Raw genomic sequence first — 14502 nt, forward strand, 5'->3', positions numbered from 1 at the left:
GCGGCGGAAGCCGCCGCACGACGACGACTTAGTCGACCGCCTTCGTCGAACGCGCCGCTTTGAGCATGCGCCCGAGTTCCGCGCGGACGATTGCCGCATCGATGTATTCGCCGGTCTGCCGTGCCTCGTCACGCGATGCCAACCCGCGTGCGACAAACTCGCGCTGCGCGGGGTGCGCAACGCCATCGCAGGACATGTTCCTCGTCGTCACTTTCTTCATTGCCGGCTCCATTCGTCGCATGTACACCGCATGGTAGCGCGCTCGATTACTTGCCGTCGAACCCGCACGCGGCGCCCGGTTTCAGGATCATCCGAAACCGGCCGACGCTGCGATAGCGCCGCACGCCATCACGCCCGCGCCGCGACCATTCCCCGCTCCGAGCGCGTCCACGCGACCAGCGCGCCGACGCCGAGCAGCGCGAGGCACACGATCGGCACGATCATCGGCCCGAACGCGGTGCCCGTCACCTTGCCCGCGAACGGCATCAGGTTCTGGCTGAAGAAGCCGCCGAGGTTGCCGATCGAGTTGATCGCCGCGACGCTCGCAGCCGCCCGCGCACCGGTGAAATAGCGCGGCGGCATCGACCAGAAGCACGGATACAGCAGCGGGATGCACGCGCCGCCCAGCACGAGCGCGATGAAGCGCAGCGGCGTCGACGGCAGCACGAGGCTCAGCAGGAAGCCGAGCGCGCCGAGCGCCGCGACGATCGCGATCGTACGCAGGATGCTCTTCGCGCGGCGCAGCTTCGCCGGCAGCCATACCAGCAGCACCACCGCAAGCGCCCACGGCAGCATGCTCAGGAAGCCGTTCGTCGTGCTCGACACGCCGAACGATTTCACGAGCGTCGGCAGCCAGTACGTGACGCCGTACAGCGACGTCGACATCAGCATGTAGGTGGCCGCGAACAGCATCACGCGCGGATCGAGCAGCGCCTTCCAAGGCTGACCGTGCTCGGCCTGCGCCGGCTTCTCGCGCTCCAGCGCGGCCGCGACGATCTGCTTCTCGCGCTCGTCGAGGAACGGCGCTTCGCGGAACGATGCAGGCAGCACGCGAAACACGACGATCGCGACGACCACGGCCGGAATGCCCGTCGCGACGAACACCCACTGCCAGCCCGCGAGCCCCCACACGCCGTTCAGGCTCAGCAGCAGGCCGCCGACCAGCGAGCCGAGCATGTTCGCGAGCGCGCTGCCGAGCGTGAAGATGCCGAGCACCTTCGCGCGGTAGCTCTGCGGAAACCACAGCGTCAGGTAATAGATCACGCCCGGATAGAAGCCGGCCTCGGCGATGCCGAGCAGGAAGCGCAGCGAGCAGAACGCGGGCATCGACGTCGTGAAGCCCATCAGCACCGTGATGAGCCCCCACGTCAGCATGATCCGCGCGAGCCACACGCGGGCGCCGTAACGATGCAGCGCGAGCGTGCTCGGCACCTCGAACAGCAGGTAGCCGATGAAGAACAGCGACGACGCGAGCCCGAACGCAGCTTCCGTCATCCCGAGGCTGTGGACCATCTGCAGTTTCGCGAAACCGACGTTCTGCCGGTCGATGAACGCGATCAGGAACATCACGACGAGAATGGGCAGCAGGCGCCGCGCCATCTTCGACATGATGCGCTGTTCTTCGGCGGACGCAGGGTCCAGGGTGTCGGTAGCGTTCACTTCAGGCTCCTTGGGTGATTCGGTTGCGTATCGGTTGAATCGGTTGAATCGGTTGAATCGGCGCCGCGCTTGACGAACGCGCAGGCGTCAGGTGGTTCGATGAATGGCATCGGATCGCGACCGGGCGGCTCAACCCGACCGGTAGTCGTCGAGCATCGGCGCGAACATCTCATGCCACGTGCGCGGCTTCGCCTTGATCGTGCCGGCGAGGGACAGGAATTCGACGTAGTCCATCAGTTGGTTCGGCCGCACCGAGAAACGCGTGTCGGGCGCGGCGAGCATCCGCATCACGTCGTCGTGCGACACGCCGACGCCCGACGACGCCGCATAGAGCGCGGCCGCCGCGCGCGGGTCCTGCGCGATCAGGCGATTCGCTTCGTCGAGCGCGCCGAGAAACGCGGCTGCGAGCACCGGCTCCGCATCGACGAGCCGCTTCGGTGCGAACACCACGTCGAGCGTCAGCGGGCCGAGCACGTCGACCGAATTCACCACGCGATGGATGCCCGGCTGCCGCAATTCGAGCGTCGAGAACGGCGGCGACGTGAAGTGCGCGGTCACACCGCTCTCGCGCCGGATCAGCGCCTGCATCGCCTGCGGATGCGGCAGGTTCACTGTGATCGAATCGAGCTGCGCGAAGTGCGTCGGGCCGAGCTGCCGGCTTGCGACCATCTGCAGCACGACCGCCGACAGCGACGTGCGGATGCCCGGCACCGCGATCCGGTCGGACGGCGTGAAGTCGCGCAGCGACACGAGGCCCGCGCGATTCGCGTTCAGCGACAGCGACGTGGTCGACAGCCCGCTGATGCCGATCACCTCGACGTTCGGAATGCCGCGCGCCCGCGCCCACAGCTCGATGAAACCCGGCGCGCCGGCGGCCGCGAAATCGAGCGTGCCGGCCATCATCGCGTCGTTGACGGAATTGCCGCCGTCGAGCAGCACCCATTCGACCGCGACGTCGCGCACGCCGCGGCGCGCCGCATGCCGCTCGAACAGCCGCTGCTTCTCCATCACGAGCAGGGGCAGGTACAGCACGCCATAGCCTTTCGAGATCCGCACCGTGCGCGGCTTCGCGCGCACGAGCGCCGGCGCCCCGAGCACGCCCAGCATGCCGAGACCGGCTGCGATCAACGCGCGGCGGCGCGGCAGCGTGGTCATGCACGCGCCGCCGTGCGGCGGACGGCCGGCGGCCACGCGCAAGCCGGCGTGGCGCCGCGGCGCGTTCGTCGTGCCCGTGACATGCTGCATGTTGCCGTCTCCATGAATATTTCTGGTATTAATGCCGTCCTTGCATCCCGCTTCCGGCTCGACACAGGTTATCGGCCGAGTCTGAGAAAATGCTGACATCCCGGCCCCGGGAAAACCCCTAACTCACCTACCTGCGAACGGCACCATGCGCATTCTCGTCGTGGAGGACGATGCCGAAATCGGCGCGGCGATCCGCAGCCGCCTGGCGCGGCTCGGCCACGCCGTCGATCTCGAAACCGACGGCGCGACCGCGAACGGGCTGCTGCGCGTCGAGCGCTTCGATCTCGTCGTGCTCGATGCGAACCTGCCCGGCATGGACGGCTTCACGGTACTGCGCAACCTGCGCGCGTCCGGCAGCACGACACCCGTGCTGCTCGTCACCGCGCGCTCGGCGATCGACGACCGCGTGAGCGGCCTCGGCCTCGGCGCCGACGACTACCTCGTGAAGCCGTTCGACTACCGCGAACTCGACGCACGCGTGCAGGCGCTCCTGCGCCGCAACAGCGGCCACGCGAACGACGTGCTGACGCTCGGCGGCCTCGTGATCGACCGCAGCAGCCGCCTCGCGGAACTCGACGGGCAGCCGCTGTCGCTGTCGCGCCAGGAATTCGCGCTGCTCGAAATCCTCGCGAGCCGTCCGCAGCGCATCTTCTCGAAGGAAGAACTGCTGAATCAATTGTTCAGCTTCGGCAACGAGCCGACCGCGAACGCGGTCGAGCAATACGTGACGCGCGTGCGCCGGAAGCTGCAGGGCAGCTCGGTCGAGATCCGCACCGCGCGCGGGATGGGGTATCAGATTGCCGCGCATTGACTGGTTCCCGAAGACGCTGTTCGGGCGCACGCTGCTGTTCATCGCGCTCGTCGTCGCGACCGGCGCGCTCGCGCTGGCCGCGATCGCGCGCTACTACGCAGGCGTCGCGGCCGAACGCGCATACGATCAGCTGCTCGCCGGCGCGTCGATCCAGGTCGCGGAAAACCTGTACGTGCAAGGCGGCGTGCTCGCGCTGAATCCGCCGGTGGCCGCGTTGTCGACGCTGTCGCGCTACGACCTCGTCTACTACAAGGTGGTCGATTCGCGCGGCGTGGTCGTGGCCGGCTATCACGATCTCGCGAGCCCCGCGACGCTCGCCGCCGCGAAACAGGGGCCCGCGTTCGCGAATGCCGTCTACCAGGGGCACCGGGTGCGCACCGCGACGATCGCGCGCTACATGCCCGAGGAAAGCACGCCGGGCTGGGCGCGCGTGACGGTTGCGCAGACAACCAACGCGCGTCAGCAGCTGACAAACGACATGAGCATCAAGGTGTGGACGCTGATCCTGTTGATGAGCGTGCTCGCGATCGGCGCGAGCGGCCTCGCGATCCGGCGCGGGCTGCGCCCGCTCGCGCAGATCGGCACGATCATCGCCGCGCGCGACCCGGCCGACCTGCGGCCGGTGGCCGTCGATACGCCGAGCGAAATCGACGCGATCATCGGCTCGATCAATGGCCTGATGCACCGCCTCGCCGAGCGGATCAACGCGATGCAGCGCTTCATCGCCGACGCCGCGCACCAGATGCGCACGCCGCTCGCTCGGCTCGACGCGCAGATCGAGCTGCTCGACGGCGAATCCGATCCCGCGCGTCACGCGGCGCGGCTCGATGCGCTACGCGCGACGTCGTCGGACGTCGGCCGGCTCACCGGCCAGTTGCTCAATCATGCGATGGTGATTCATCGCACCGAGGCCGTGCCGCTGCAACCGGTCGAACTCGTCGCGCTCGCGAAAGAGGTCCTGGGCCGCACGATTCCGCTCGCCGGCGAGCGCGACGTGGCCGTCGCGTTCGCGAGCGACGCGCCGCACGCATGGATCGACGGCGATGCGATCAGTCTGCAGGAAGCGCTGTCGAACGTGCTGCACAACGCGCTGCTGCACGGCCATGCGGACGACATCGTCGTGTCGGTTGCGACCATGGGCAACGCGGATCAAGCGGTGACGCTGACCGTCACCGACAACGGGCGCGGGATACCGCGCGAGCATTGGGACGCGGCGTTGCAGCCGTTCGTGCGGATCGCGCCGGACGGCAGCGAGCGACGTACGGGGTCCGGGCTCGGGCTCGCGATCGTGCAGGAAGTGATGAAGGCGCACGGCGGGCGCGTCGGGTTCGCGTTTCCCGATGCGGGCGGGTTCGCGGTGGTGCTGACGTTTCCGCGCGCGGCGACGACGCCCGCCGCAAGCGACGCTTAGGCAACCGCGGATCCAGCGCAGGCACGCCCGATCGAACGCCACCGGGTGGCGCGCGTTCAGTCGTCGCTGTTCCGATCGTCGTCGGCGTGGCGTTGCGCGTGTCGCGCAACCCGTTGATCCAGCTCGTCATACTGGCGGTCGCAGAACAACCGGCACAACGCATCGACGTCGACGCGCGTTCTCACGTCGATCGTGTCGACGTGCTGCTCCAGCTTGCCCTTGCCGATGCCGAAGAGCCCTTTCTTCATCCGCATGGACACCGCATTCAGCTGGAAGCCGTTCGAATGCGCATCCGTCAACGCAGTCACCCACAGCTCGCGCTGATCGTCGGCATGCTGCAGCACGAGCGCCGGGAGCGGGCCGTCCTGCGTCTCGTTCCATTCGACGTGCTGGGCCGCCCAAGGGAACGCATCGATCGCATGAACGAACGACGCGTAGTCGGTCGCGCCCTGCTGATCGAGCTGATTGAAATCGTAGCCGACTTTCTGGATGGAATAGGTCAACATGGCGCGGTGCTCTCCGTGGTGTCGATCGCGACAGAACGCCAATCTACTCCACATTTGACGACGGTTGGCAGCACCTGCTTGCGCCGCCTACGTCGCCACCGCCTCCCCACCGAGATACGCATCGCGCACGCGTTCGTCGTCGAGCAGCGTTTTCGCGGGCCCTTCCAGCACGACGCGCCCCGTCTGCAGCACATACCCGTAGTGCGCGATCTCCAGCGCGAGGCTCGCGTTCTGCTCGACCATGAACACCGTCACGCCTTGCTTGTTGATCGCGTCGATCAGCTCCAGCACCTTGTCGACGTAGAGCGGCGACAGCCCCATCGTCGGCTCGTCCATGCAGATCAGTTTCGGCCGCGCCATCAACGCGCGCGCCATCGCGAGCATCTGCTGCTCGCCGCCCGACAGCGTGCCCGCGCGTTGCGTCAATCGTTCACGTACACGCGGAAACAGATCGAGCACACGCTCGTAGTCGTCGGCCACCGCCGCACGATCGCCACGCGTGTATGCGCCCATCAGCAGGTTCTCGCGCACGCTCATGTCGCCGAACAGCCGCCGCGCTTCCGGCACCGCCGCGATCCCGCGCCGCACGCGCTGCGGCGTCGCGAGCGCGGTCACGTCGTCGCCGTCGAAACGCACGACGCCGCGACGCGGATGCATCAGCCCGAGGATCAGCTTCATCGTCGTCGACTTGCCGCTCGCGTTGCCGCCGAGCAGGCTGACGATCTGCCCGCGGCCGACTTCGAAATTCACGTCGAAATGCACCTGCACCGGTCCGTAGAACGTGTCGAGATGTTCGAGTTTCAGCAGCGCGTCGGTCATGGTCGTATCAGGCACGGAAGATTGCACGGTCATGCGGCCGCCTGCGCGGTGCGCTCGGCCGGTGTGCCGCCCGCGTGGCGGCGGCCGAGATAGGCTTCGATCACGCGCGGATCGTGCCGCACGTCGCGCGGCGCGCCTTCGGCGATCTTCACGCCGTTGTCGAGCACCATCACGCGGTCCGACACGCGCATCACGAGTTCGAGCTTGTGCTCGATCAGCAGGATCGTCAGCCCGCGCGCTTTCAGCGACTGGATCAGCTGCAGCATCTCGGCCGTCTCCGTCTCGTTCATCCCGGCCGTCGGCTCGTCGAGCAGCAGCAGGCGCGGATGCAGCGCGAGCGCGCGGCCGATCTCCACGCGCCGCCGGTTCGCATACGACAAGCTGTGCGCCGGATGATCGATGCGCGGCGTGAGCCGTTCGCCGAACCCGGCGACGATTGCGCGCGCCTCTTCACGCAATGCCGCTTCCTCGCGCCGCACCGACGCGGGCCGCACCAGCGCGCGCAGCACTTCGGCGGCCGCGCCGAGCGCCGGCCAGCCGGGCCGCGCCGCACGCAGCCGCGCGTGCGCGCCGATCAGCACGTTGTCGAGCACGCTCAGGTTGCCGAACACGCGGCCGTGCTGAAACGTGCGCGCGATGCCAAGCGCCGCGAGCCGCTCGGGCGCGGTGCCCGTGATGTCGCGGCCGTCGAACGTCACGCGGCCGGCGTCGGGCCGGTCGGCGCCCGCGATCAGGTTGAACAGCGTCGACTTGCCCGCGCCGTTCGGGCCGATCACGCTCAGCAGTTCGCCGTCCGCCAGCGTCAGGTTCGCGCCGTCGAGCGCGGTCACGCCGTCGAAGCGGCGCGTCAAACCCCGCACGTCGAGCAGGGGTCGAGTGGTCGTCATCGCATTCCTCCTCACACCGTGCCGAGCAGGCCCTGCGGCCGGAACCGGACGAGCAGCAGCAGCACGAGGCCGTAGATCAGCATCCGGTAGTCGGCCGCCCAGCGGAACAGCTCGGGCAGCCCGATCAGCGCGATCGCGCCGACGATGCCGCCGAGCACGTTGCCGAGCCCGCCGAGGATCGCCATCGTCAGCGCGAGGATCGACACCTGCGAATCGAAGGTCTGGTGATTGATGTAGCTGTACAGATGCGCGGCGATCCCGCCGCTCACGCCCGCCGCGACGCCGCCGACCGCGAACGCGATCGCCTTGTAGCGGTTCGGCGCGATGCCGTGCGCCCGCGCGGCGACGTCGTCCTCGCGCACCGCGCGCAGCGTGCGGCCCAGATGCGAACGCAGCAGCCTCACCTGCACGAGCGCGAACACGACGAGCACCGCGAACGTGAACCAGTACGCGGCGCGCGCGGTCGTCGCCCACGGCAGCGGCGCGATGCCGGTGATGCCGAGCGGGCCGCGCGTCAGGCCGTCCCAGTTCAGGATCACGAGGCTCACCACTTCGCCGATGCCGAGCGTCGCGATCGACACGTAGTGTCCGCGCAGCCGGAACGCCGGATAGACGAGCAGCGTGCCGAGCACGGCGGTGATCGCGCCCGCGCACGGAATCGTCACGGCCGGCGACCAGCCGAGATCCGACGACAGCAGCGCCGACGCATACGCGCCAATCACGAGCAGCGCCGCATGACCAAGCGAGATCTGCCCGACCGTGCCGGCAACGAGCGTGAGGCTCAATGCGAGCAGCCCGTACAGCCACGCATTGGTCAGCGTCTGCAGCACGTAAGGCGATGCGCCGAACCACGGCAGCACGGCCGCCGCCGCGATCAGCGCGACGAGCGCCGGGCGCGGCACGCGCACGGCTTTCGCGGCGGCGAGGAAGGTGCCCGTCATCGGCTCGGGCGGCAGCGCGCGGTTCGCGCTGAACAAGCCGTTCGGCCGCCACACGAGGAATACGATCAGCAGCCCGAACGCGAACAGGTCGCGATAGCTGGTGCCGAACAGCGCGACGCCGTAGCTTTCGACGAGACCGAGCAGCAGGCTGCCGGCGATCGCGCCCGGCACGTTGCCGAGCCCGCCGATCAGCAGCGCGACCACGCCCTTCAGCGTCGCCTGGAAGCCCATCGCCGGATCGATGCTGTTGTAGTACATGCCGACCAGCAGCCCGCTCACGCCGCCGAGCGCGCACGCGATCGCGAACACGGTCTGGTTCACGCGATCGACGTCGACACCCATCTGCAACGCGGCATCGCGATCCTGCGCGGTCGCGCGCACGGCCCAGCCGAGCCGCGTGAAGCGCAGGAAGCCGTACAGCAGCGCGGCCGCCGCGATGCCGATGCCCGCGATCAGCAGGTCGAGCGAGCCGAGCGTCGCGCCGGCGATTCGCACGTGCCAGTCGGGCAGCGGCGTCGGCACCGCGCGCGGGTCCGCGCCGAACGCGAGCTGCGCGAGCTGATCGAGGATGAAGCTGATGCCGATCGTCGCGAGCAGCGGCGCGATGCGCGCGGCATGGCGCAGCGGCCGCAGCCCGATCCGTTCGATCGCGATGCCGAGTGCGCCGCACCCGACCACGACCGCCGCGAGCGCCATCGGCAGCGGCAGCCCGAAGCGCGTCAGGCACAGCCAGCCGATGAACGCGCCGACCATGTACACCGAGCCGTGCGCGAAGTTGATCAGGTGCGACACGCCGAAGATCAGCGCGAGCCCGACCGCGAGCAGCGCGTAGATGTTGCCGACGATGAGGCCGTTGAGCGTGTAGTCGAGCCAGGAAGCCATCACGATGCGTCCGTCAGGTGCAGGCGGTTCATGTCGGGGTCAGCGCGCCGCGAGCTGCGGCTTCGCGCCGTCCCACAGCGCCCACTGCCCGTGCTTCACGACCAGATACACGGTGCGCGCGCCCGCGACGCGGCGCGTCTGCGGATCGAAGCGCACCTTGCCGAAGATCACGCTCGGCACGTCGCTGATCTTCGCGAAGCCGTCGTGCGCGGCCTGGCGCGTCGTGCCGTAGCGGCGCAGCACTTCAGCCGACAGGATCAGCGCGTCGTACGCGCGCGCGACGAATGAATCGGGATCGGCGTGGAATTTCGCGCGATATCGCTGCACGAACGCCTGCACCTCGGGGCGCGGTTCGGCCGGGAAGAAGTTCGATTCCGTATAGACGCCTTCGACGGCCGTACCGCCCAGTTCGAGGAACTTCGGCGAATACACGGAGCCCACCGCCGCGATCGGCAGCGCGACGCCGGACGTGCGCGCCTGGCGCACGATCTGCGCACCGTCCGCGTAGTACGAGATCAGCACGATCGAATCGGGCTTCGATTCGCCGATCCGCACGAGCGTCGAGCGGAAATCCTTCTCCGCCGGCTGGTAGCCCTCGGCCGCGACGACCTGCGCGCCGAGCCCCGTCACCGCCTTCGCGAAGATGTCCTTGCTGGTGCGGCCCCAGTCCGTGTTCAGGTACAGCACCGCGATCCGCTTGAAGCCGAGTTCCTTCACCGCATAGCGCGCGAGCAGCGGCTGTTCCTCCGCCTGGCTCAGCGCGGTGCTCCACAGATAGTCGCCGCCCTTCGTGAAATCCGGATGCGAATTCGTGAAGCCGAACTGGATCAGTTGCCCGCGCTGGTAGATCGGCGACGCGGCCATCGACGTCGCGCTCGAGAAGTCGCCGAGCTCGATCGCGATGCGCGGATCGGCGACGAACTTCTGCGCGATCGCCACCGCCTGGCGCGGGTCGCTGCGGCTGTCCTGGAAGTCGATCGCGAGCGGCCGGCCGTGAATGCCGCCGCTGCCGTTGATCTCGTCGAGCGCGAGATCAAAGCCGCGCTTCCACTGCTCGCCGTATTGCGCGTCCTGGCCCGTGAGCGGCCCGCTCACGCCGATCACCACCGGCTCGCCCGACACGCCGGCCGCGAGCGCGCCGCCCGTCGACAAGCCCCATGCGGCAGCGAGCGCCGCCACCGTGCCCAGCACGCGCCGCCATGCGCCGCGTGCGTCGTTCCCCGAAACGTTCATGCGTCCCCCAGCTTCCGTCAATCGAAAAGAGTGAGGGCATGTAACCATCGGGTTCGGGACGATCCAACGAAGTTTTGCGCATATCGATATCGCCTGCGGCGCGAAGCGGATGACGCTCATGATCGATCGTGGCTGCCCGCTGCCTCGATCGACATGCCGGCATGCATCGCATCGCGTTGATTCGATTGGCGTTTCGTTCTCGTCACCCCGCGCAGCCGGCGCGCATGCGCGCATGGCCGGCCGCCGCGACGCTCGCCTGCTTCGCAGTTTTCCCGCTGTCGATAGCAAAAATCATTATATGAATCGTGCATGCTCACGCCCCTACAATGCGCAAATCGCATCATCGGAACGCGTCATGGAGTTGCATCAACTCGAAGCCTTTTCCGCGGTCATGTCGGCCGGCAGCGTGACCGGCGCGGGCGAACTGCTCGGCCGCTCGCAGCCGGCCGTCACGCGGCAGATCCAGGAACTCGAAGCTGATCTCGGCTACGCGCTGTTCGACCGGCACGGCCCGCGCGTCACGCCGACGCGGCGCGCGTTCCTGCTGTACGAGGAAGTCGAACGCTCGCTGGTCGGCTTGCGCGCGATCGAGGCGCGGGCCCGCGCGCTCGGCGACGAAACCGCCGAACCCGTGCGCATCGCGGCCACGCCGTCGCTCGCGGCCACGCTCGTGCCGGCCGCGCTCGCCGCGCTGCCCGACGACGCGCATGCGCCGCACTACCAGTTGCGCAGCGAATCGGCCGAGCATGTCGTGCACGAGGTGCTGGCCGGCACGGCCGATGTCGGCGTCGTCACGCTGCCGATGGCGCATGCCGGGCTCGACGTGCACTGGATCGCGCAGACGCCGTGCGTCGCCGTGCTGCCAGCCGGCGATCCGCTCGCCGCGAAATCGCACATCGCGCTGCGCGACCTCGCGCGGCGCCGTATCGTGACGGTCGCGAACCGGCACCGGCTGCGCCAGCGGATCGACGCGGCATTCGCGGCCGCGCGTGTCGAGGCGCGCGTGTTTATCGAAACCAATGCGTCGCTGAATGCGGTGATGGCCGCGCGCGCGGGCATCGGGATCGGCATCGTCGATCCGGCTACCGGCGTCGCGCTGCCGGTGGACGGCGTCGTCGCACGCCCGCTCGACGTCGACATCCCGTTCGCGTTCGGCGTCGCGACGCCGGCCGGCAAGGCGCGCTCGGCGGCCGTCGATGCACTGCTCGACGCGCTGCGCCGCACGACGCGCGCGCTGCTCCACGACGTGATTTTTCACGACGCCGCCGCGCACGATGCGCTGCTGCGCGGCGACCGGCTGCGCACCGCCCGCACGGCGCGCCCGCCTCGACCGACCCGTGCACGCCGCACACGGCCGGAGGTCGCATGACGACCCAGCTCGACGCGCTCGAAGCACGGCTCGCGCAGGACCTGCGCTGGCTCGACCTGCCCGCGCCGTCGTGGGTGCCGCCACGTGAAGTGGACGGCGCGCGCGTGCTCGACGTCGCGATCGTCGGCGGCGGCATGGCCGGGCTCGCGGCATCCGCCGAACTGCGCCTGCTCGGCATCGACAACCAGTGCGTGATCGACCGCGCGCCGGCCGGCTACGAAGGCCCGTGGGTCACGTTCGCGCGGATGGAGACGCTGCGTTCACCGAAGCAGCTCGCGGGCCCCGCGCTCGGCCTGCCCGCGCTGACGTTCCGCGCGTGGTTCGAAGCGCAATACGGCCGCGACGCGTGGGATGCGCTGTACAAGATCCCGCGCCCGCAATGGATGGACTACCTGCGCTGGTATCGGCGCGTGCTCGACCTGCAGGTGCGCAACGACACGACGCTCGTCGCGCTGCGTCCACGTGAGGACGGCCTGCTCGCGCTCGATATCCGCGCAAACGACGAAGGAGACACGCTGCTCGCGCGGCACGTCGTGCTCGCGACCGGCCGCGACGGCCTCGGCGGCCCGTACGTGCCGCCCGTCGCGCAACGCGCGCCGCGCGCACGCTGGGCCCATTCGTCGGAGCCGATCGATTTCGCCGCGCTCGCGGGCAAGCGCGTCGGCGTGGTCGGCGCGGGCGCGTCCGCGTTCGACAACGCGGGGACCGCGCTCGAAGCGGGCGCCGCGCGCGTCGACCTGTTCTTCCGCCGCGCGGATATTCCGCGCATCAACAAGCTGACCGGCATTGGCAGCCCGGGCCTCGTGCACGGCTACGCCGATCTCGACGACGCGACGAAGTGGCGCTTCATGCACTACGCGCTGACGTCGCAGACGCCGCCGCCGCGCGACAGCGTGCTGCGCGTCTCGCGTCACGATCATGCGCATTTCCATGCGGGCAGCCCGATCGAGACGCTCGCCGACCACGCGGACGGCCTCGACGTGACGACGCCGCGCGGCCGCTACACGGTCGACTTCCTGATCTTCGCGACGGGCTTTCATTCGGACTGGACGACGCGCGACGAATTCGCGTCGTTCGGCGCGCACGTGCGGCGCTGGAAGGATCGCTATCGACCGGACCCGGCGCTGGGGCTCGACGAGCTCGCCGAGTCGCCCGATCTCGGGCCCGCGTTCGCGTTTCAGGAGCGCGAGCGCGGTGCGTGCCCGGCCGTCACGCGCATCCATTGCTTCAATCATGCGGCGAGCCTGAGCCACGGCAAGCTGTCCGGCGACATTCCGGCCATCAGCGCGGGCGCGCAGCGGCTCGCGCGCGGCATTGCGAGCCGGCTGTTCGACGCCGATCGCGACCGCCACTACGACGCGCTCGTCGCCTACGCGAATGCCGAACTGCAAGGCGATGAATGGCGCGATGCCGGCGCCATCGGTCACTTTGACGACGAAGGAAAACCGAAACGATGACTGACTCCATCACGCCGGCCGCCGTGCCGGATACGATCGATGCGGCGGCCGGCCTCAGGGAAGGCGACGCCGTCGCCACGCTGCGCCGGGCACGCGGCAAGGTGCTGCTGCATACGCAACTGAGCGAAGCCGCGCTGTTCGATCCCTCCCTGCCCGATCTTTCGCCGGTCGAGCGGCTGCATGCGGCACGGTATGTCGCACGGCAGTCGAATGCGCACGCGCTGGCCGACATCTATCGCACGCGACTGCTCGACGCAGGCGGCACGCTCGACGACATCGAACGCGCCGATGCCGACGCGTTCGATGCGCTGCCTCGCCGCCTCGGCGCGATCCTGCTGCATGCGAAGCGCCTGACGCACGCCCCGGTCGACGCACGCGCGTCCGATCTCGACGCATTGAAATCGGCCGGACTCACGACGCCCGCGATCGTCGCGCTGTCGCAGCTCGTCTCGTTCGTCGCGTATCAGTTGCGCGTCGCCGCCGCCGCGCACGCACTTCAGGCACGTGCCGCCAAGGAGGCTGCATGACGACTGCCACCCACGGCTTCACGTTCGACACGCTCGGCTGGCGCGCGTGGCTCGACACGGTCGCGCTCGACTCAGCGACGCCCGATCAGCTCGCGGTGCTCGAAGCGAGCCACCCGCAGGCGAAGACGTCCGACTATTACCTGCTGCTCGTCCATCTGCCCGAGATCCTGCTGCAGCGCTCGGGCGTGTTCAACGCGATCATGTACGGCCCCGGCGGGCTGTCGCGCGCCGAGCGCGAACTGGCGAGCACGGCGGTGTCGCGCGTGAACGGCTGCGTGTACTGCGCGTCGGTGCACGCGCAGCGCTTTACGCAGCTCGCGAAACGCACCGATGCGATCGAGCAGGTGTTCGACGATCCGGCGACGGCCGGCACGACGGCGCGCGAACGCGCGATCGTCCGCTATGCGATCGCGTTGACCGAACGCCCCGACGCGATCGATGAAAGCGACATCGCCGCGCTCGAAGCCGAAGGGCTCACGCACGAGGAAATCCTCGACCTGTCGCACGCCATCGCGATCTTCGCGTGGGCGAACCGGCTGATGCTGACGCTCGGCGAGCCGGTGTTTCCGGCGCCGGCGGCCAGCGCCTGACCGCACGCAGGAACGTGGCGCGGCCCTGCCCGCGTCACGCCTTGTGCGTCGACAACGAGATGCTCGTCTCGGTATTGGCGATCCCCGTTCGGCAACCGCGCGCGATGGCGCAGAAATCGGATCAGCGGAAAAGCGTCGCGACGTGGTGTCGCACGCCCGAATGAA

Annotated in this window: 14 protein-coding genes; 6 read left to right on the forward strand and 8 right to left on the reverse strand. The window is 69.0% G+C overall.

The window, feature by feature from the left end; genetic code table 11:
* Window positions 1–28: 28 nt before the first annotated feature.
* From A9Z05_RS15705 to A9Z05_RS15715, 3 genes are all read right to left on the reverse strand, one after another.
* The gene (locus A9Z05_RS15705; protein WP_256122004.1) at window positions 29–220 is read right to left on the reverse strand and encodes a hypothetical protein; all 192 of its coding nucleotides are present in this window, start codon (window positions 218–220) and stop codon (window positions 29–31) included.
* Window positions 221–348: 128 nt separating this feature from the next.
* Window positions 349–1659, reverse strand: coding sequence for an MFS transporter (locus tag A9Z05_RS15710; RefSeq protein ID WP_069618897.1), 1311 nt, complete (start codon window positions 1657–1659; stop codon window positions 349–351).
* 129 nt (window positions 1660–1788) lie between these two features.
* Entirely contained in the window at window positions 1789–2814 is a 1026-nt protein-coding gene (locus A9Z05_RS15715; RefSeq protein WP_069619063.1) for an ABC transporter substrate-binding protein, read from the reverse strand.
* A 235-nt stretch (window positions 2815–3049) separates the two neighbouring features.
* Between A9Z05_RS15715 and A9Z05_RS15720 the strand changes: the two genes are divergently transcribed.
* Together A9Z05_RS15720 and A9Z05_RS15725 are read left to right on the forward strand one after the other, a co-directional pair.
* A complete protein-coding gene (locus A9Z05_RS15720) occupies window positions 3050–3715 on the forward strand; it encodes a response regulator transcription factor (protein ID WP_027782307.1) in 666 nt (221 codons plus the stop codon).
* Window positions 3702–5126, forward strand: coding sequence for a sensor histidine kinase (locus tag A9Z05_RS15725; protein WP_069618898.1), 1425 nt, complete (start codon window positions 3702–3704; stop codon window positions 5124–5126). The genes A9Z05_RS15720 and A9Z05_RS15725 overlap by 14 nt, the downstream gene beginning before the upstream one ends.
* Window positions 5127–5182: 56 nt before the next feature.
* Here the strand turns inward: A9Z05_RS15725 and A9Z05_RS15730 are convergent, their stop codons facing one another.
* The 5 genes from A9Z05_RS15730 to A9Z05_RS15750 all read right to left on the reverse strand — a co-directional run bounded on the left by A9Z05_RS15730 (window position 5183) and on the right by A9Z05_RS15750 (window position 10394).
* Complete coding sequence (locus A9Z05_RS15730; RefSeq protein WP_069618899.1) at window positions 5183–5632, reverse strand: hypothetical protein; 450 nt, start codon at window positions 5630–5632, stop codon at window positions 5183–5185.
* Between the two features lie 87 nt (window positions 5633–5719).
* Entirely contained in the window at window positions 5720–6484 is a 765-nt protein-coding gene (locus tag A9Z05_RS15735; RefSeq protein ID WP_069618900.1) for an ABC transporter ATP-binding protein, read from the reverse strand.
* A complete protein-coding gene (locus A9Z05_RS15740) occupies window positions 6481–7338 on the reverse strand; it encodes an ABC transporter ATP-binding protein (RefSeq protein WP_069618901.1) in 858 nt (285 codons plus the stop codon). Before A9Z05_RS15740 ends, A9Z05_RS15735 begins: the two co-directional genes overlap by 4 nt.
* Before the next feature lie 11 nt (window positions 7339–7349).
* Window positions 7350–9161, reverse strand: a complete 1812-nt coding sequence (locus A9Z05_RS15745; RefSeq protein WP_069618902.1) for an ABC transporter permease — start codon at window positions 9159–9161, stop codon at window positions 7350–7352.
* Window positions 9162–9200: 39 nt separating this feature from the next.
* A complete protein-coding gene (locus tag A9Z05_RS15750; protein WP_069618903.1) occupies window positions 9201–10394 on the reverse strand; it encodes an ABC transporter substrate-binding protein in 1194 nt (397 codons plus the stop codon).
* A gap of 355 nt (window positions 10395–10749) precedes the next feature.
* Here A9Z05_RS15750 and A9Z05_RS15755 point away from each other — a divergent pair, with 355 nt between their 5' ends.
* Genes A9Z05_RS15755 through A9Z05_RS15770 form a run of 4 tightly spaced genes read left to right on the forward strand, consistent with a single transcriptional unit; the run spans window position 10750 to window position 14337 of the window.
* Entirely contained in the window at window positions 10750–11763 is a 1014-nt protein-coding gene (locus A9Z05_RS15755; protein ID WP_069618904.1) for a LysR family transcriptional regulator, read from the forward strand.
* Entirely contained in the window at window positions 11760–13220 is a 1461-nt protein-coding gene (locus A9Z05_RS15760; protein WP_069618905.1) for an NAD(P)-binding domain-containing protein, read from the forward strand. The genes A9Z05_RS15755 and A9Z05_RS15760 overlap by 4 nt, the downstream gene beginning before the upstream one ends.
* Complete coding sequence (locus A9Z05_RS15765) at window positions 13217–13747, forward strand: CMD domain-containing protein (RefSeq protein ID WP_069618906.1); 531 nt, start codon at window positions 13217–13219, stop codon at window positions 13745–13747. Before A9Z05_RS15760 ends, A9Z05_RS15765 begins: the two co-directional genes overlap by 4 nt.
* Window positions 13744–14337 (forward strand): peroxidase-related enzyme, encoded by a 594-nt coding sequence (locus A9Z05_RS15770; protein ID WP_069618907.1) that lies wholly within the window; start codon window positions 13744–13746, stop codon window positions 14335–14337. The genes A9Z05_RS15765 and A9Z05_RS15770 overlap by 4 nt, the downstream gene beginning before the upstream one ends.
* Window positions 14338–14502 lie beyond the last annotated feature (165 nt).

The sequence above is a fragment of the Burkholderia sp. A2 genome, assembly GCF_001729305.1.
Classification (GTDB): Bacteria; Pseudomonadota; Gammaproteobacteria; order Burkholderiales; family Burkholderiaceae; genus Burkholderia; species Burkholderia sola.